Source organism: Kitasatospora sp. NPDC002040 (assembly GCF_040296785.1).
GTDB lineage: Bacteria > Actinomycetota > Actinomycetes > Streptomycetales > Streptomycetaceae > Kitasatospora.
Map to the genome: position 1 here is coordinate 1 of NZ_JBEOXV010000021.1, position 17452 is coordinate 17452.

Below are 17452 nucleotides of genomic sequence, written 5' to 3' on the forward strand. Positions count from 1 at the left end.
GCCCGGGGGGCCGGGGGGGGCCCCCCCCCCCGCCCCATCCCGCCTCCCCCCCCGCCGGGGCCCTCGGGGGCCCGGGGGCCCGGGCGGCCGCCCCGCCCGGGCGGGGCGGCGCTCGGTCAGCGCTTGGTCAGCGAGGCGACCGGATGCTCGGCCCTGACGGTCAGCCGGTCCTCCTCCGCGTCCCGCTCGACCACCACGGTGTCGCCGTCGTGCACCTGGCCGGAGAGGATCGCCCGGGCCAGCTGGTCGCCGATCGCGGACTGCACCAGCCGCCGCAGCGGCCGGGCCCCGTACGCCGGGTCGTAGCCGGTCAGCGCGAGCCAGTCGCGGGCCGCCGGGGTGACGTCCAGGGTGAGCCTGCGGTCGCGCAGCCGGTCGCCCAGCAGCGCCACCTGGAGGTCGACGATCCGGCTCAGCTCGGCGGTGCCCAGCGGCTCGAAGACCACGATGTCGTCCAGCCGGTTCAGGAACTCGGGTTTGAAGGCCGAGCGCACCGTGTCCAGCACCAGCTGCTTCTTCCGCTCCTCCGGGGTGGTCTGGTCGACTAGGTACTGCGAACCCAGGTTGGAGGTGAGGATCAGGATCGCGTTGCGGAAGTCCACCGTCCGGCCCTGGCCGTCGGTCAGGCGGCCGTCGTCCAGCACCTGGAGCAGCACGTCGAAGACCTCGGGGTGGGCCTTCTCCACCTCGTCCAGCAGCACCACGCTGTACGGCCGGCGCCGGACCGCCTCGGTGAGCTGGCCGCCCTCCTCGTAGCCGACGTAGCCGGGCGGGGCGCCGACCAGCCGGGAGACCGAGTGCTTCTCGCCGTACTCGCTCATGTCGATCCGGACCATGGCGCGCTCGTCGTCGAAGAGGAAGTCGGCCAGGGCCTTGGCGAGTTCGGTCTTGCCGACGCCGGTCGGGCCGAGGAAGAGGAACGAGCCGGTCGGCCGGTCCGGGTCGGCGATGCCGGAGCGGGTGCGCCGGACGGCGTCCGAGACGGCCGCCACCGCCTCCCGTTGGCCGATCAGGCGGCGGCCCAACTCGTCCTCCATCCGCAGGAGTTTGGCGCTCTCGCCCTCCAGCAGCCGGCCGGCCGGGATGCCCGTCCAGGAGGACACCACGTCGGCCACGTCGTCCGGGCCGACCTCCTCCTTGACCATCGACTCGCTCGCGTCCTCGTCCCGGGCGTGCTCCTGGGCCTCGGTGAGCTCCCGCTCGGCGGCCGGGACCTCGGCGTACATCAGCTTCGAGGCGCGCTCGAAGTCGCCGTCCCGCTGGGCGCGTTCGAGCGCGCCGTGCAGGTCGTCCAGCCGCTCCTTGAGCTCGCCGACCCGGTTGAGCGACCGCTTCTCCTGCTCCCAGCGGGCGTTCAGCGCGCTCAACTGCTCCTGCCGGTCCGCCAGATCGCGGCGCAGCCGCTCCAGCCGGTCCACCGAGGCCGGGTCGGACTCCTTCTCCAGCGCCAGCTCCTCCATCCGCAACCGGTCGACCGAGCGCTGGAGTTCGTCGATCTCCACCGGGGAGGAGTCGATCTCCATCCGGAGCTGCGAGGCCGCCTCGTCGACCAGGTCGATCGCCTTGTCGGGCAGGAACCGGGAGGTGATGTAGCGGTTGGACAGGGTGGCGGCGGCCACCAGGGCGGCGTCCGCGATCTGCACCTTGTGGTGCGCCTCGTACCGGCCCTTGAGGCCGCGCAGGATGGCGATGGTGTCCTCGACGCTGGGCTCGCCGACCAGCACCTGCTGGAACCGCCGCTCCAGCGCCGGGTCCTTCTCGATCCGCTCGCGGTACTCGTCCAGCGTGGTGGCGCCGACCATCCGCAGCTCGCCGCGGGCCAGCATCGGCTTGAGCATGTTGCCCGCGTCCATCGAGGAGTCGCCGCCGGCGCCCGCGCCGACCATGGTGTGCAGCTCGTCGATGAAGGTGATCACCTGGCCGTCGCTGGACCTGATGTCGTTCAGCACCGCCTTCAGCCGCTCCTCGAACTCACCGCGGTACTTGGCCCCGGCGACCATCGCGGACAGGTCCAGCGAGACCAGCCGCTTGCCGCGCAGCGACACCGGCACGTCGCCCGCCACGATTCGCTGGGCCAGGCCCTCGACCACGGCGGTCTTGCCGACGCCGGGCTCGCCGATCAGGACCGGGTTGTTCTTCGTCCGGCGGGAGAGCACCTGGATCACCCGGCGGATCTCCTGGTCGCGGCCGATCACCGGGTCGAGCTTGCCGTCCCGGGCGGACTGGGTCAGGTCGGTGCCGTACTTCTCCAGCGCCTTGTAGGTGCCCTCCGGGTCGGCCGAGGTGACCTTGGCGCTGCCGCGGACGTCCTTGAAGGCGGCCAGCAGCGTCTTGGGGGTGGCGCCGTGGTCCTTGAGCAGGTCGGCCACCTGGCCGCCCTCAGCGGCCAGGCCGACCAGCAGGTGCTCGGTGGAGAGGTACTGGTCGTCCAGGTCGTCGGCGCGCTTGCCGGCCTCGGTCAGCACGGCCATGGTGTCCCGGGCCAGCTGCGGCGCGGAGACGGTGGAGCCCTGCGCGCTGGGCAGGGCGGCGAGCTGCCGCCGGGCGGCGGCGGTGACGGCGGCCACGTCCGCGCCGACCGCTTCGAGCAGCGGGCGGGCGATGCCCTCCGGCTGCTCCAGCAGGGCCAGCAGGATGTGCACCGGCTTGACGTCCGGGTTTCCTGCGGCGCTGGCCTGGCGGATCGCGGCGGACAGGGCGTCCTGGGTCTTGCTGGTGAACTTGCTGGCGTCCACTGCTGGCGGCTCCTTCATGACAGACGGGCTGTTGGATAAGTTGAGTCTACCTCGCTCAACTTTGCGAAGGGAGGGTATTCAGCGTTTCCGGGTCAGTCCGAGCAGCTCCCGGGCCGGACCGGCCGGGCGGTGGCCGGCCGGCCAGACCGCCCGCAGCGGACGGGCCAGGTCGACCCCCTCGACCGGGATGGCGACCAGCCGCCGAGTGGCCAGCTCCTCGGAGACCGCCAGCTCGCTCAGGCAGACCGGCCCCGCGCCGGTCATCGCCGCCGCCTTCAGCGCGGTCGAGGAGGCCAGCTCCAGTCGGGGCGTGGTGGCCCCGCCGTACGGGGCGAGCGCCTGCTCCAGCACCTCCCGGGTGCCCGAGCCCGGCTCGCGCAGCACCAGCGGGGTGGCGGCCAGCTCGGCGCCGGTGAGCGGGGTCCGGCGGCGGGCCCAGGGGTGGCTCGGGGCGACCACCACCACCAGCCGGTCGGCCGCCACCACCACCCCGGCCAGCCCGGGCGGGGTGGTCGGGCCCTCCACGAAGCCGAGGTCCGCGTCCCCGGCCAGCACATGGGAGGCGACGTCCGCCGAGTTGGCCGTCCGCAGTGTCACCGAGGTGTCGGGGCTGACCGTGTGCAGCGCCAGCAGCCAGCCCGGCATCAGGTACTCGGCCACGGTGAGGCTGGCCACCACGGTCAGCCGGGCGTCCCGGTGCTCGCGCAGCGCCTCGATCCCGGCGTCCAGCGCCTGCGCCGCCTCGACCACGTTCCGGGCCCACTCGACCACCACCCGGCCCGCCTGGGTCGGCCGCGAGCCGCGCGGCGAGCGCTCCAGCAGCGGCACCCCGATCTGCCGCTCCATGCCCTTGATCCGGGCGCTGGCGGCGGGCTGACTGACCCCCAGCTCGGCCGCGGCCCGGCCGACGCTGCCCAGCCGGGCCACCGCGAGCAGCAGTTCCAGGGCGCCGAGCTCGGGGACACGCGGGGAGAGGGGCATAGGGCCAGGCTATGTGCTCATAGGTCAGGGCGCGCTACCGGTTGATCATCCGGGGCGGCACGGTGGAGGCATGGCCACCCTCACCGCTTCCCGCACCGCCGCCTACGGCCTCGACCTCGGCCGGCTCGGCCCCAACTGGTACGCCGCCGTCATGGGCACCGCGATCGTCGCCAACGGCGCCGCCGCCCTGCCGGTCCGGGTGCCGGGGCTGATCGGCTTCGGCGAGCTGGTCTGGGCGCTCTCCATCCTCGCCCTGGCGGCGCTGGTGGCCGGGCGGGCGGTCCACCTCACCCGGCACCGGGAGACGGCCAGGGCCCAGTTGCTCGACGAGCCCGCCACCGCCGTCTTCTACGGCTGCCCCCCGATGGCCCTGATCGCGGTCGGCTACGGCACCCTGGTGCTCGGCTCCCGGCTGATCGGCACCCCGGCTGCGGTCGCGATCGACCTGGTGCTGTGGACCGCCGGCACCGGCTACGCCCTGCTGGTCGCGGCCGGCATCCCGTACCTGATGATCACCCGGCACCGGGTCTCGGCCCTGAAGGCCAACCCCACCTGGCTGCTCCCGGTGGTCGCCCCGATGGTCGCCGCCGCGCTCGGCCCCGCGCTGATCCCGCACCTGCCCGCCGCCCTGGGCCCCGCGGTGCTGTACGGCTGCTACGCACTGTTCGGCGCCAGTCTGCTGGGCACCGTGCTGGTGCTGCCGGTGGTCTTCGCCGGGCTGGTGCACAGCAAGCTGCCCGCCCTGGTGCTGACCCCCTCGCTCTTCCTGGTGCTCGGCCCGCTCGGCCAGTCCACCACCGCCGTGAACCAGCTCGCCGACGCGGCCAGGACCGCCGCCCCCGCGCTGGCCGGGCCCGCGCTCGGCTTCGCGGTGCTGTTCGGCGTCATGATGACCGGCTTCGGGGTGCTCTGGCTGGGCCTGGCGCTGGTCGCCAACCTGCGCGCGCTGCGGGCCGGGATGCCGTTCGCGATGACCTGGTGGGCCTTCACCTTCCCGGTCGGCACCCTGGTCACCGGTGCCGCGGGCCTGGCCCGGCACACCGGCTTCGGCGGCTTCACCGGCCTGGCCGTGGCGCTCTACCTGCTGCTGGTCGCGGCCTGGGCGGTCGCCTCGGTCGGCACCGTGACCGGGGTCTTCAGCGGCCGGCTGCTCGGCCTGGTCAAGACCTCCTGACGGACCGTCGGCTGCATGTTCCTGCATCTGCGGGAACATGCAGCCGGTTTCCCTTGTCGGTCGGCCCCCCCGCTGTGAAGGTGGAGTCACGCCAGGTCGCCCGGACTACCGCAAGTCGGGGTCGGCCACTTGCTCTCCTCACGGGGGGCGCCGGGTGCGAGAGCACCGGCGCAACGGAGGAGAGCCCCGCCCGGGTGTTCATGTGTGGTGATGACCCCGGAGCCGGAGCCGGCGAGGCGCTGCTGCTCCGCCTCGTTGGAAGTGCCGTGACCCGGCGTGGCATGGTGAGCCTCTCGGGCTGGAGCGTCAGCTCCGGCCCGGAGGCGCGCCGGCGTGGGCCACTCACGATCGGACGGTCTAGGGCATCCGGTAGGAGGGCGCAGTGACGGCGGAGCGGGAGCACGGGACGCTCGACGAAGCGGCCCGGTCGCTCTATCTGACCATCCTGGACCAGGGCGGAAGCCTCCCCTTCGCCGATGCCGCCGCAGCGGGACAGGCGGCGGTCGACCAGCTCACCGGGATCGGCCTGCTGGTGCCGAACCTGCTGGACAGCGCCTACGCCGCGGTGGATCCGCGCGCGGTGCTGGGACGGGTCGGCACCGAGCTGCGGTCCGAGGCCACCCGGCTGCTGGTCCGGGCCGACGAGCTGCCGAGCTCGCTCGACCGGCTGGTGCGCGCGTACGACGCCGCCCCGCCGCCGGCCGGCCGGGCGGACCAGGCGGTGCAGATCGAGGGCCACGAGGAGATCCGGCGGCGGATCACCCGGCTGGTGCACGACTGCAGGATCGGTGTCCGCACCTCCCAGCCCGGCCTCCGCGATCCGGCGGACCTGGCCTTCGCCCTCGGGCAGGACGTCCCGATGCTGCAGCGGGGCCGGGTGCTCCGCACGCTCTACCAGCCCAGTGCGCTGTCGGACCCCGCGGTGGTGCGGTACGCGACCGCGGTGACCGGGCACGGCGCCCAGGTCCGGGTCCTGGACGAGGCGTTCGAACGGATGCTGATCTTCGACGGGTCGGTCGCCGTGGTGCGGGCGGCCGAGGACCACACCAGGGCCGCCTTCATCACCGACCCGGCCGCCGTGGCCTTCCTGGTCTCGGTCTTCGAACGGGACTGGCTCCGGGCGGACGCCGTCCGGTGGGGCGCCGCGGCAGAGCACACCGCCACCGACCGGGTGGGCCGGCTGTTGAGCCAGGGCCTCACCCAGCGCGGGGTGGCCGGCCGGCTCGGCGTGAGCGAGCGCACGGTGGCCGGGCACATCGCCCGCCTCCGGGCGCAGTACGGCGCCCAGACCCTGTTCCAGCTCGGCTGGCAGCTCCGCGGCGGTCGGAATGGCTGAGCGGACGGCCGGTGCGGGACTGCCCGGCGGACGGCTGCCGGTGCTGGCCGAGCGGGAGCTCTACCTGGAGGTGCTGGCCCAGGGCGGCCGGATCACCCGGGAGCCGGCCGACGCGGCGGACCGGTCCGCGCTGGCCGGGCTGCTGGCGGTCGGCCTGCTGGTCGCAGACACCCGCGGACCGGGCTACACCGCGGTCGACCCGCGCCGGGTGAGCGGCCGGATCAGCGCCGAACTCCGCTCGGAGGGAACCAGGTTGCTGCTGGAGGCCGAGCAACTCCCGCAGTTGATGGCCGAGTTGTCCGACGCGTACGAGCGGGCCCCGCGCCGCTCGATCCGCTCCAGCACGGTCCGGCACCTGGACGACCCCGGGCAGATCGTCCACCGGATGCGGGAGTTGGAGGACGGGGCGACCGAGGAGATCCTGCTGGCCCGGCCCGGCGGCCCGCTGCCGCCGGACCGGCTGGAGCTCGCGGTGTCCCGGGCCCATGCCTTCGCCGCCCGTGGCGGCACCGTCCGCGCGCTCTACGAACCGTCCGTCCGGACCGATCCCGCCACCGTCCGCTACGCCGCCGCGATCGGCGAACTCGGCATGGAGGTCCGGGTGCTGGGCGAGCCGTTCAAGCGGATGATGATCTTCGACCGGAGGGTGGCCGTGGTTCCCGCCGCCGCGGACCACAGCAGCGCGGCCTTCGTCGAGGACCCGGCCGTGGTGGGCTTCCTGACCGGCGGGTTCGAACGGGACTGGCAGCGGGCCGAACGGGTCAAGTGGGGCCGCACCGACCCCCGGGAGGTCGGCCACCCGATCGACGAGCAGGTCGGCCGGCTGCTCGCCACCGGTCTCACCCAGCGCACCATCGCGGTCCGGCTCGGGTTGAGCGAGCGGACCGTCGCGGGACACATCTCCCGGCTGCGCGAGCTGCACTCGGCCGGGACGCTGTTCCAGCTCGGCTGGCTGCTCCGGGGGGAGCGGGATGAGTAGCCCGGGCCCGGTGCGACTGCCGGGCGAGTCGGAGCGCGCGCTCTACGCCGAGATCCTGGCGCAGGGCGGCCGGGTGCTGTTCCGCGAGGTGGCCGCCGGGGACGCCGCCACCGCGCTGCGGCTGCTCGAACTCGGCCTGCTGGTCCACCACACCGAGGATGCCTCGCTGACGGCGGTGAACCCCCGGTCGGTCACCGAACGGATGGCGGCCGGACTCCGGGCGGCCGGTACCGGCCTGCTGCTGCGGGCCGAGCAGATGCCGACCGCCCTGGAGGAGCTGACCTCGGCGTACGACGCGGCGCCGCGCCGGGTGGAGCGCTCCAACGAGGTGCTGTACATCCAGGACATGGAGGAGATCAGGTCCCGGATCCTGCAGATCGAGGCCGACTGCCGGGAGGAGGTGCTGGCGGCCCAGCCCGGCGGGGCCCGCCCGGCCGAGTTCCTGGCCGAGGCCAGGGAGCGGACCCGGCGGTACCTCGACGACGGCGGGACGATGCGCACCCTCTACCAGCCGGCCGCCCGGCTGGACCGGGCCACGGTGCACAACGCGGCCTCGGTCACCGAGTGGGGCGGCCGGGTCCGGGTGCTGGACGAGGACTTCACCCGGGTGCTGATCTTCGACCGCCGGATCGCGGTGATCCCGGCCGCCGCCGACAACCGCAGCGCCGCGGTGGTCGAGGATCCGGCGGTGGTCAGCTTCCTGCTGGGCGGATTCGAGCGGGACTGGGAGCGGGCCGAGCGGGTCAACTGGCGGACGGGGGCGGCCGAGCTGCCGGTCGCCGACCAGGTCGGGCTGATGCTGAGCAAGGGACTCACCCAGAAGGCGATCGCCAGCCGGCTCGGCCTGAGCGAGCGCACGGTGGCGGGGCACATCTCGCGGCTGCGCGAGCGGTACGACGCCGAGACGCTGTTCCAGCTGGGCTGGCAGATGCGCGGGGACCTCCGGGCCTGAGGGTGGCCCGGAGCCGCCGGTCAGCCGGTGGCGAGGCCCGGGGCCCAGTAGCCGAAGGGGCCGGAGGCGGGGGACTCCTGACGGGGGCTCGGGAAGGCCTCGGCGGGCGCGGTCCAGAAGCCCTCGCGGAGCGAGAGGGCCATGCCGGCCCAGTCCAGCGCGGTCTCCACGGTGTGGCGCAGCGCCTCCTGCGACCAGGAGTCGTCGAAGACCAGCGGCAGCACGGGGGCGACCTGCTCGATGGTGGCGATCAGCGGGTTGTGCGTGATCGCCTCGTCCACCAGCAGCACGATCGGCTTGCGCAGCGAGGAGGCCCAGCCGAGTTCGAGCGCGACGCCGGCCGAGAGCGGGGCGCCGACGTAGGCGAAGACCAGGTCCGCGGTCTGCAGCGCCCGGAAGTCCGACGGCACCCGCGGCTCCGGCGCGCGGCCGGCCACCGTCCAGGCGTCGCTGTGGTGCGCGCTGTAGACGGCGGCGCCGCTCTTGAGCAGGGCGGAACGCAGGGTGGTCAGCCTGGTCCGGCTGGCCAGCGTCACCACACTGTCGGCCGGTCCGGTCAGCCGCATGAGCGGCGCGGCCAGGAACACCCGAGCGCGCCGACCCTCGGGGGTCTGGACGGCGCGATTGCGCAGGTACGGCTCACTCATTGTTGGCTCCGGGGGACGGCCGACCGGGTAGTGGTTGGTGCCGGCAGGCGTTTGGATAGTTGCCGCTCAAGCAAAGGTGTGCGGTGCCTCGGAACTGCTAATTGACGGTTCATTGGCAAGTTTGGGAGATCTTGCAGTGGACCATCGGAGGCGAACTGATCGTCCATCGGGGGCGGCTCTGGCGTCCAGCTTCCATGCCTGTCATCTGGATGACTGGCAGAGAAATGACGCACCGGGGATGGGCTGGTGGATGACACCGCCAGATCAGTACGGCATCATGTGGACGTTAGTCCTATTAGTTCAGCTTGCGTACTCGCTGAAAGGGGTGGGTCTGTGTCTCGTATGTATCGACTTGTCTGCAAGGTTCTCCTGCCGGTCGCCGCCACGGTTGCTGTGCTCGCTGTGGGCACTGTCGCGGCTGGTGGCGCGCAGGCTCAGCCTGCCGAGCACTCCGCCAAGGCGGTCAACGTGGTAGTTGCGCTCGAAGACCTCAACTGGGGTTGATCGGTTCACGGGGTCGGACGAGGTGGTTCCCGGTACGTGGGGACCAGTCTCCTGGGAGCCCGTCGGCCCGGAGATGACGGGAACGCACTTCGCGGAGCAGAGCGTCAGACCTGGTTCGGATCGTTGCTGGGAGCCCGGCCCAGCACGTATCCGAGTTGGAACAGGGAGTCGACGTTGTAGTCCTCCCGCATCTCGGCGATATGGCGCGCGAGAGTGCGCTCGCTGATGCCGAGCCGGCGTGCGATGACCCGGTGGTTGGTCCCGGAGAGCAGCAGGTCGATGATGGTCTGGCGCAGGCGGGACACGACCTGTTGCGGAACGGTCCGGTCGCCGTCGAAATCCAGCGCGCGACTCCAGTTCCGCTCGAATACTTCTTCGGCGAGGAAATTCACCACCGCCGGGTCATAAATGAATGCGGCCAGGTCGTCGTCGACCACGGGTATGACCGCGAATCGCCGGTTGACCACGATCAGCCGGGCGTACGGCTCGTCCAGGGTGCGGAACTGCCACCCCTCGTTCGCCAGTATCGAGACGTAGTCCCTGGTGGGCTGGTGATAACGCGTGCTCGCGTTGTAGATCGTCCGCATCGTCGCACCCTGGCGCAGCGTCGCCAGGTCGCGTTCACGGCTGGAGGCGAGCAGCGCCGGGGGGCGCGGGCCGCCGGGCTGCATGGCGAGGCCCTCGGTGATTCCACTGGCCGTGTCCTGCTGCAGGCGCTGGTTGATCAAGGCCTTGCCGCGGACGTACTCGATGGCCCCGCCGCGCTGATTCGGGGTGTGGAATGCCTCGGCGAGATCGTTCAGATCCTCGGGCAGGGCGGCCGCTCGCGACAGCAGGTCGAGTGCTTGGCGCTGCCAGGCGGAACTCAGACTCGCGGAAAGCTGGCTCGGGTCCACCGCCATGAACGTGCCGGGCTCCTCGCTGTCGGGAATAAGGAGTCCGAGTTCCAACAGTTCGGTCAGGGCACTATTCTCTTCCGACGTGCAGTCGTGGCGGAGAAGTCTGCCATTCTGTTGGATTGCCTTCAGGTAGAGCACGCGTGCATCCGGGGAAAGGATTCGCGAACCGGGTGCGGTGACCGGCTGTTCTCGCGCACTCATCTACGGCTCCTTGTCGTTGACCGAACAAGCAGGCCACGTGACTCAAAGTCTGCTACACCAGGCATCTTAGGCCGCGATCGTAGTCGAGCCAGTCCGTATTGGGAGGTGGGATCGAGCCGTTCGCCGGTCGGCTAGCACTCTCTCACCGGACGCAAGCAGCCGGCACCCCCCTGACGGAGGGAACCGGCGGCTTCGTGCCATCCGACAGGTCAGCGCTTGGGTCGCCAGACCACCAGCGCGCTGGACTGCTGCACCTGCTGGTACGGCACCAGGTCGCGCCGGTAGGACGCGTGCACCGCCGCCTCCCGCTGCTGCAGCGCCGAGGCGGCGCCCTCCAGCGAGTCGGCCAGCTCGGTGATCCGGGACTGCAGGGCGGCGACCTGGTTCTCCAGCTCGATGATCCGCTTGATGCCGGCCAGGTTGATGCCCTCGTCCTGGGAGAGCCGCTGCACCTCGCGGAGCTGCTGGATGTCCCGGGCCGAGTAGCGGCGGCCGCGGCCGGCCGTGCGGTCGGGGCAGACCAGGCCGAGGCGGTCGTACTGGCGCAGCGTCTGCGGGTGCAGGCCGGAGAGCTCGGCGGCGACCGAGATCACGTAGACCGGGGTGTCCTCGGTCAGCACGTAGTGGGTCGCCGCGGGGCGGGGGCGGCCGAGGGCGGGGCCGCCGGGGAGGCCCTCGCCGAGACCGGCGCCGATCGGGTTGTCGGGGGTCATCTGGTCATCACGCTCCCTCTGCCGCCTTGAACAGGGCGGCTCGCGGGTCGTCCGAGGCGGTGGCCTCGCGGTACTGCTCCAGGGCCTCCAGGGCTTCGCCCTCGAGGTGCTTGGGGACCACGACCTCCACGGTGACCAGCAGGTCGCCGCGGGTGCCGTCCTTGCGGGTGGCGCCCTTGCCGCGGGCCCGCAGGGTCAGCCCGTTGGCGCTCCCGGCCGGGAGCTTGAGCTTCACCGAGGGCCCGTTCAGCGTCGGCACCTCGATGGTGCCGCCCAGCGCGGCTTCGGGGAAGGTGACCGGCACGGTGACGGTCAGGTTGTCGGCCTTCCGGCCGAACACGGGGTGGGTTTCGACGTGCACGGTGACGTAGAGGTCACCGGGCTGGCCGCCGCGCTCGCCCTGGGCGCCCTTGCCCTTGAGCCTGATCCGCTGGCTGTCCTGGACCCCGGCCGGGATCCGGACCTGCATGGTGCGGGCCGAGGAGGCCCGGCCGCTGCCGTGGCAGACCGGGCAGGGGTCGTCGACCAGCATGCCGCGGCCCTTGCAGTCCCGGCAGGGCTCGGAGAGCGCGAACGCGCCCTGGCCCCGGCTGACCGTGCCGGCGCCGACGCAGGTCGGGCAGACCCGGGGGGTGGTGCCGGCCTTGGCACCGGTGCCGGAGCAGGGCCGGCAGGCGGCCTGGCTGGTCATCCGCAGCGGCACGGTGGCGCCGTCCACCGCCTCCTCGAAGGCGAGCGTCACCTCGGTCTCGACGTCGGCGCCCCGGCGCGGCTGCGGCTGCCGGCCGCCCCGGTTGAACAGGCCGCCGAAGATGTCGCCGACCCCGCCGCCGCCCTGCGGGCTGCCGCCGAACAGGTCGCCGAAGTCGAAGCTGCCGCCCTGCGGGCCGCCGGCCCGGTACCCGCCGTTGCCGAACAGGGCGCGGGCCTCGTCGTACTCCTTGCGGCGCTTGTCGTCCGACAGGACGTCGTACGCCTCGGAGATGTCCTTGAACCGGTCCTCCGCCTTGACGTCACCCTTGTTGGCGTCGGGGTGGAACTCGCGGGCGAGCTTCCGGTAGGTCTTCTTGATCTCGGCGGTGGTGGCGTCCTTGGGCACACCGAGGACCTTGTAGTAGTCCTTCTCCACGTAGTCCTTCGCGCTCATGGCTGCCGCCACCTCCCGGGGGTGTTCGATGTTGGGTACGCGGATACGGCGCTGCGGAGCCGTCCACCGTCCTGGACGGTGGACGGCTCCGCAGCGCTCGTTCGGTCAGCTCTCCGAGGCACCGTCGGCCTTGTCGGAGTCCGACGAGTCGGCATCCGGCGCGGCAGTGCTCTGGGTGCCCGGCTGGGGCTCCGCCACGGCGACCATCGCCGGACGGATGATCCGCTCGCCGATCCGGTAGCCCGGCTGGAGGATCTGCACGCAGGTGTCCTCGGTGACGTCCGAGGAGTAGCTGTGCATCAGCGCCTCGTGCAGGGTCGGGTCGAAGGGCTCGCCCTCCTTGCCGAACTGCTGCAGGCCCAGCTTGGCGACGACCGTCTCCAGGTTGTCGGAGACGGACTTGAAGCCGCCGGTCACCTCGCCGTGCTCACGGGCCCGGCCGATGTCGTCCAGCACCGGGATCAGGGCCTCCAGGATGTTGGAGACCGCGATCTCGCGCACCGTCAGACGGTCCCGCTCGACCCGCTTGCGGTAGTTCTGGTACTCGGCCTGGAGGCGCTGGAGGTCACCGGTACGCTCGACCAACTCGCGCTTGGCAGCGGCGAGTTCGTCGGAGCCGGCACCGGCGACCGCCTCTTCGGCAGCCTTCAGGACCGCTTCCTCGGCGGCGGAGTCGTCGCCGGGCTCGGTGCCCTGCGGCTTCTCCGTCATGCCGCACCGCCCTTGGGCTTCTCGTCGTCCACGATCTCGGCGTCGACCACGTCGTCGTCCTTGGCGGCACCGGCGGCGTCACCGGCCGGGGCGGCACCCGCGGCGTCGTTCTGCGCGTACAGCGCGGCGCCGAGCTTCTGGGCGGTGGTGGACACCTTCTCGGTGGCCTCGCGGATCGCCGCGATGTCCTCGCCCTTCAGCTTCTCCTTGAGCTCGCCGATCGCGGTCTCGACCTCGGTCTTGACGTCCTCGGGCAGCTTGTCGGTGTTGTCCGCGATGAACTTCTCGGTCGAGTAGACCAGCTGCTCGCCCTGGTTCCGCGTCTCCACGGCCTCGCGGCGCTCGTGGTCCTCGGCCGCGTACTGCTCGGCCTCGCGCATCATCCGCTCGATGTCGTCCTTCGGCAGCGCGGAGCCGCCGGTGACGGTCATCCGCTGCTCCTTGCCGGTGCCGAGGTCCTTGGCGCCGACGTGCATGATGCCGTTCGCGTCGATGTCGAAGGTGACCTCGATCTGGGGCAGGCCGCGCGGGGCCGGCGGGAGACCGGTCAGCTCGAACATGCCGAGCTTCTTGTTGTACGCCGCGATCTCGCGCTCGCCCTGGTAGACCTGGATCTGCACGGACGGCTGGTTGTCCTCGGCCGTGGTGAAGATCTCGGACCGCTTGGTCGGGATCGTGGTGTTGCGCTCGATCAGCTTGGTCATGATGCCGCCCTTGGTCTCGATACCCAGGGACAGCGGGGTGACGTCGAGCAGCAGGACGTCCTTGACCTCACCCTTCAGCACACCGGCCTGCAGCGCGGCGCCGATGGCGACGACCTCGTCCGGGTTGACGCCCTTGTTGGCGTCCTGACCGCCGGTCAGCTCCTTGACGAGCTCCGCGACGGCGGGCATGCGGGTGGAGCCGCCGACCAGGACCACGTGGTCGATCTCGGACAGCGCGATGCCGGCGTCCTTGATGACGTTGTGGAACGGGGTCTTGCAGCGCTCCAGCAGGTCCGCGGTCAGCTGCTGGAACTGGGCCCGGGTGAGCTTCTCGTCCAGGTGCAGCGGGCCCTCGGCCGAGGCGGTGATGTAGGGCAGGTTGATCGAGGTCTCGGAGGACGAGGACAGCTCGATCTTCGCCTTCTCGGCGGCCTCGCGCAGGCGCTGGAGCGCCATCTTGTCCTTGGAGAGGTCCACGCCGTGACCGGACTGGAAGACCTTGACCAGGTGGTCGACGACCTTCTGGTCCCAGTCGTCGCCACCGAGGTGGTTGTCACCGTTGGTGGCCTTCACCTCGACGACGCCGTCGCCGATCTCCAGCAGGGACACGTCGAAGGTGCCGCCGCCGAGGTCGAAGACCAGGATGGTCTGGTCGTCCTTGTCGAGGCCGTAGGCGAGCGCCGCGGCGGTGGGCTCGTTGACGATGCGCAGGACGTTGAGGCCCGCGATCTCACCGGCCTCCTTGGTCGCCTGGCGCTCGGAGTCGGAGAAGTAGGCCGGGACGGTGATGACCGCGTCGGTCACCGTCTCGCCCAGGTACGCCTCGGCGTCGCGCTTCAGCTTCTGCAGGATGAAGGCGCTGATCTGCTGGGGGTTGAAGTCCTTGCCGTCCAGGTTGATCTTCCAACCCGTGCCCATGTGGCGCTTCACCGAGCGGATCGTGCGATCCACGTTGGTGACCGCCTGGCGCTTGGCGACCTCGCCGACCAGGATCTCGCCGTTCTTGGCGAAGGCGACGACGGACGGCGTGGTCCGGGCGCCCTCGGCGTTGGTGATGACGGTGGGCTCACCGCCTTCGAGAACGCTGACGACCGAGTTCGTCGTGCCGAGGTCGATGCCGACCGCGCGTGCCATCGTTGGTACCTCCATGAAGAAGTTGAGCTTTACAGGCTCAAGGATGCATGACCTGATCGTATGCGTCAACAGGCATGAGTCCAGGTGGCTCAACTTTACTGCGCGCTTATCGGCAGGGGGCCGCAGGGGGCACCGAGCTCCGCCGGACGGGTGAGTGTGCCCTTAGTGACTGTCGCCATAGCTTGAGCGTCTTCTGAACGGGTGTTAACGCGCGGTAGTCTCCGGCGCGTCACCCCTGCAAGTTACTGCTGAGTACACTCAGGGGAGCCCGCTACACCCAGCCGCTGGAGACGGAGAGCCGATGCAGCTAGCAGCGATCGTCATCTCGCTGGTCACCACTGTGATCGGCACCGCGCTCGCCGCCCGCGCGGCCGCGTACATCTACCAAGTGGTGAAGACCGGTGCGCCGGACTCCACCCGTTTCGCCAACCCGGTCGGCCGGACGAAGACGGTCGCCGTCGAGTTCATCGGCCACACCAGGATGAACCGCTGGGGCGTCGTCGGCGTCGCGCACTGGTTCGTCGCGGTCGGGTTCTTCACCCTGATCAGCACCCTGGTGACCGCCTTCGGCCAGCTCTTCGACGCCGAGTGGGTCATCCCGGTGATCGGGCACTGGCTGCCGTTCGAGATCTTCACCGAGCTGGTCGGCACGCTGACCACGCTCGGCATCGCCACCCTGATCGTGATCCGCCTGCTCAGCCTGCCGGGCCGGGCCGGGCGGAAGTCCCGGTTCGCCGGCTCGATCGCCTGGCAGGCCTTCTACGTCGAGTACACGATCCTCGGCATCGGCCTCTGCATCATGATCCTGCGCGGTCTGGAGGGCGCCCTGGCGGGCGTCGACCACTACGAGGCCGCCTACCTGGTGTCGTACCCGCTGGTGGCGGCGTTCCGCGGGCTGTCCACCGGGACGCTCGAGAACCTGATCTACCTGTTCGCGATGCTGAAGATCTGCACCTCGTTCGCGTGGGCGATCACGATCGGGATCAACCCCTCGATGGGTGTGGCCTGGCACCGCTTCCTGGCCTTCTTCAACATCTACTTCAAGCGCGAGGAGGACGGCGACGTCGCCCTCGGCGCGCTCCGTCCGATGACCAGCGGCGGGCAGCCGATCGACTTCGAGGACCCGGCCGAGGACGCCAACTTCGGCGTCTCCCAGGTCGAGCACTTCTCCTGGAAGGGCATCCTCGACTTCTCCACCTGCACCGAGTGCGGGCGCTGCCAGTCCCAGTGCCCGGCCTGGAACACCGGCAAGCCGCTCTCCCCGAAGCTGCTGATCATGAGCCTGCGGGAGCACGCCTTCGCCAAGGCGCCGTACCTGCTGGCCGGCGGCGGCAAGGACGCCGAGGGCAACGAGATCGCCACCCCCGAGCAGCTGGCGAACGTGCCGGCCGCCGCGCTGGCCGAGGCCGAGCGCCCGCTGATCGGGACGGTCGAGGAGAACGGGGTCATCGACCCCGACGTGCTCTGGTCCTGCACCAGCTGCGGCGCCTGCGTCGAGCAGTGCCCGGTGGACATCGAGCACATCGACCACATCGTCGACATGCGCCGCTACCAGGTGATGATCGAGAGCTCCTTCCCGACCGAGGCCGGGACGATGCTCAAGAACCTGGAGAACAAGGGCAACCCGTGGGGCATGGCCACCAAGGCCCGGCTCGACTGGGTCAAGGAGCTCAAGAAGGAGACCGGCATCGAGGTGCCGGTGATCGGTGAGGACATCGACCCGGCCGAGGTCGAGTACCTCTACTGGGTCGGCTGCGCCGGCGCCCTGGAGGACCGGGCGAAGAAGACCACCAAGGCCTTCGCCGAGCTGCTGCACACCGCCGGCGTGAAGTTCGCCATCCTCGGCAAGGAGGAGACCTGCTCCGGCGACTCCCCGCGCCGGCTGGGGAACGAGTTCCTGTTCCAGATGCTCGGCGCGCAGAACGTCGAGACCCTGAACGCCGCGCTGGAGGACGCCCCGGTCAAGCGGATCGTGGCCACCTGCCCGCACTGCTTCAACACCATCGCGAACGAGTACCCGCAGCTCGGCGGGCACTTCGAGGTGATCCACCACACCCAGCTGCTGCAGCACCTGATCGACGAGGGCCGGCTGCTGCCGGTCAACCCGGTCGAGGGTCTGATCACGTACCACGACCCCTGCTACCTGGGCCGCCACAACAAGGTCTACAGCCCGCCGCGCGAGATCATGGACAAGGTCCCCGGTCTGCGCCAGCAGGAGATGCACCGGCACAAGGAGCGCGGCTTCTGCTGCGGCGCCGGTGGTGCGCGGATGTGGATGGAGGAGCGGATCGGCAAGCGGATCAACACCGAGCGGGTCGACGAGGCGCTGTCGCTCAACCCCGACATCGTCTCCACCGCCTGCCCGTTCTGCCTGGTGATGCTCTCCGACTCGGTGAACGGCAAGAAGAACGACGGCGCGGCCAAGGAGCACCTGAAGGTGGTCGACGTGGCCCAGCTGCTGCTGGAATCGGTGAAGGCCCTGCCCGAGCCGGAGCCCCAGCCGGAGCCCGCGGAGGCCTGACCGGCCCGGGGTGACTGAGCGTCAACACCGGCCCCGGCGTCCCCTGGTGGGGGCGACCGGGGCCGGTTTCGTTCACCCGTTCGTTCAGTCAGGTGAGTGGTGCGTCGGTACGTG

The 17452-nt window shown here is 71.2% G+C and carries 13 protein-coding genes; 5 read left to right on the forward strand and 8 right to left on the reverse strand.

Going from position 1 to position 17452, the window contains the following annotated elements:
* Positions 1-116: 116 nt before the first annotated feature.
* The gene (gene clpB, locus ABT118_RS29095; RefSeq protein WP_502884712.1) at positions 117-2753 is read right to left on the reverse strand and encodes an ATP-dependent chaperone ClpB; all 2637 of its coding nucleotides are present in this window, start codon (positions 2751-2753) and stop codon (positions 117-119) included.
* A 60-nt stretch (positions 2754-2813) separates the two neighbouring features.
* Positions 2814-3716, reverse strand: a complete 903-nt coding sequence (locus ABT118_RS29100) for a LysR family transcriptional regulator (protein ID WP_350675290.1) — start codon at positions 3714-3716, stop codon at positions 2814-2816.
* Between the two features lie 70 nt (positions 3717-3786).
* Here ABT118_RS29100 and ABT118_RS29105 point away from each other — a divergent pair, with 70 nt between their 5' ends.
* The 4 genes from ABT118_RS29105 to ABT118_RS29120 all read left to right on the forward strand — a co-directional run bounded on the left by ABT118_RS29105 (position 3787) and on the right by ABT118_RS29120 (position 8157).
* Complete coding sequence (locus ABT118_RS29105) at positions 3787-4890, forward strand: SLAC1 family transporter (RefSeq protein WP_350675293.1); 1104 nt, start codon at positions 3787-3789, stop codon at positions 4888-4890.
* A gap of 382 nt (positions 4891-5272) precedes the next feature.
* The gene (locus ABT118_RS29110; RefSeq protein ID WP_350675295.1) at positions 5273-6226 is read left to right on the forward strand and encodes a LuxR family transcriptional regulator; all 954 of its coding nucleotides are present in this window, start codon (positions 5273-5275) and stop codon (positions 6224-6226) included.
* A complete protein-coding gene (locus ABT118_RS29115; protein WP_350675297.1) occupies positions 6219-7205 on the forward strand; it encodes a LuxR C-terminal-related transcriptional regulator in 987 nt (328 codons plus the stop codon). Before ABT118_RS29110 ends, ABT118_RS29115 begins: the two co-directional genes overlap by 8 nt.
* Positions 7198-8157 (forward strand): LuxR C-terminal-related transcriptional regulator, encoded by a 960-nt coding sequence (locus tag ABT118_RS29120; protein WP_350675299.1) that lies wholly within the window; start codon positions 7198-7200, stop codon positions 8155-8157. Before ABT118_RS29115 ends, ABT118_RS29120 begins: the two co-directional genes overlap by 8 nt.
* Positions 8158-8177: 20 nt before the next feature.
* Here ABT118_RS29120 and ABT118_RS29125 read toward each other — a convergent pair whose 3' ends face one another.
* The 6 genes from ABT118_RS29125 to dnaK all read right to left on the reverse strand — a co-directional run bounded on the left by ABT118_RS29125 (position 8178) and on the right by dnaK (position 14817).
* On the reverse strand, positions 8178-8804 hold the full coding sequence (locus tag ABT118_RS29125; RefSeq protein WP_350675301.1) for a hypothetical protein: 627 nt from the start codon (positions 8802-8804) through the stop codon (positions 8178-8180).
* 608 nt (positions 8805-9412) lie between these two features.
* Positions 9413-10408, reverse strand: coding sequence for a helix-turn-helix domain-containing protein (locus ABT118_RS29130; RefSeq protein WP_350675304.1), 996 nt, complete (start codon positions 10406-10408; stop codon positions 9413-9415).
* Positions 10409-10617: 209 nt separating this feature from the next.
* Positions 10618-11121, reverse strand: coding sequence for a heat shock protein transcriptional repressor HspR (locus ABT118_RS29135; RefSeq protein WP_350675306.1), 504 nt, complete (start codon positions 11119-11121; stop codon positions 10618-10620).
* A gap of 7 nt (positions 11122-11128) precedes the next feature.
* Positions 11129-12268: a molecular chaperone DnaJ gene (dnaJ, locus tag ABT118_RS29140; protein ID WP_350675308.1), complete on the reverse strand. Its 1140-nt coding sequence runs from the start codon at positions 12266-12268 to the stop codon at positions 11129-11131.
* A 105-nt stretch (positions 12269-12373) separates the two neighbouring features.
* Positions 12374-12979 carry a nucleotide exchange factor GrpE gene (grpE, locus tag ABT118_RS29145; protein WP_350675310.1) on the reverse strand — a complete coding sequence of 202 codons (606 nt, stop codon included), beginning with the start codon at positions 12977-12979 and terminating at the stop codon, positions 12374-12376.
* Positions 12976-14817 carry a molecular chaperone DnaK gene (gene dnaK, locus ABT118_RS29150; protein ID WP_350675313.1) on the reverse strand — a complete coding sequence of 614 codons (1842 nt, stop codon included), beginning with the start codon at positions 14815-14817 and terminating at the stop codon, positions 12976-12978. The genes grpE and dnaK overlap by 4 nt, the downstream gene beginning before the upstream one ends.
* A gap of 301 nt (positions 14818-15118) precedes the next feature.
* Between dnaK and ABT118_RS29155 the strand changes: the two genes are divergently transcribed.
* The gene (locus tag ABT118_RS29155) at positions 15119-17338 is read left to right on the forward strand and encodes a (Fe-S)-binding protein (protein ID WP_350675315.1); all 2220 of its coding nucleotides are present in this window, start codon (positions 15119-15121) and stop codon (positions 17336-17338) included.
* Positions 17339-17452: the final 114 nt, after the last annotated feature.

What these genes read in the sequence shown, in the direction of transcription:
- clpB (WP_502884712.1), bottom strand. Translation starts at nt 2,753, where the DNA reads ATGAAGGAGCCGCCAGCAGTGGACGCCAGCAAGTTCACCAGCAAGACC.
- ABT118_RS29100 (WP_350675290.1), bottom strand. Translation starts at nt 3,716, where the DNA reads ATGCCCCTCTCCCCGCGTGTCCCCGAGCTCGGCGCCCTGGAACTGCTG.
- ABT118_RS29105 (WP_350675293.1), top strand. Translation starts at nt 3,787, where the DNA reads ATGGCCACCCTCACCGCTTCCCGCACCGCCGCCTACGGCCTCGACCTC.
- ABT118_RS29115 (WP_350675297.1), top strand. Translation starts at nt 6,219, where the DNA reads ATGGCTGAGCGGACGGCCGGTGCGGGACTGCCCGGCGGACGGCTGCCG.
- ABT118_RS29120 (WP_350675299.1), top strand. Translation starts at nt 7,198, where the DNA reads ATGAGTAGCCCGGGCCCGGTGCGACTGCCGGGCGAGTCGGAGCGCGCG.
- ABT118_RS29125 (WP_350675301.1), bottom strand. Translation starts at nt 8,804, where the DNA reads ATGAGTGAGCCGTACCTGCGCAATCGCGCCGTCCAGACCCCCGAGGGT.
- ABT118_RS29130 (WP_350675304.1), bottom strand. Translation starts at nt 10,408, where the DNA reads ATGAGTGCGCGAGAACAGCCGGTCACCGCACCCGGTTCGCGAATCCTT.
- ABT118_RS29135 (WP_350675306.1), bottom strand. Translation starts at nt 11,121, where the DNA reads ATGACCCCCGACAACCCGATCGGCGCCGGTCTCGGCGAGGGCCTCCCC.
- dnaJ (WP_350675308.1), bottom strand. Translation starts at nt 12,268, where the DNA reads ATGAGCGCGAAGGACTACGTGGAGAAGGACTACTACAAGGTCCTCGGT.
- grpE (WP_350675310.1), bottom strand. Translation starts at nt 12,979, where the DNA reads ATGACGGAGAAGCCGCAGGGCACCGAGCCCGGCGACGACTCCGCCGCC.
- dnaK (WP_350675313.1), bottom strand. Translation starts at nt 14,817, where the DNA reads ATGGCACGCGCGGTCGGCATCGACCTCGGCACGACGAACTCGGTCGTC.
- ABT118_RS29155 (WP_350675315.1), top strand. Translation starts at nt 15,119, where the DNA reads ATGCAGCTAGCAGCGATCGTCATCTCGCTGGTCACCACTGTGATCGGC.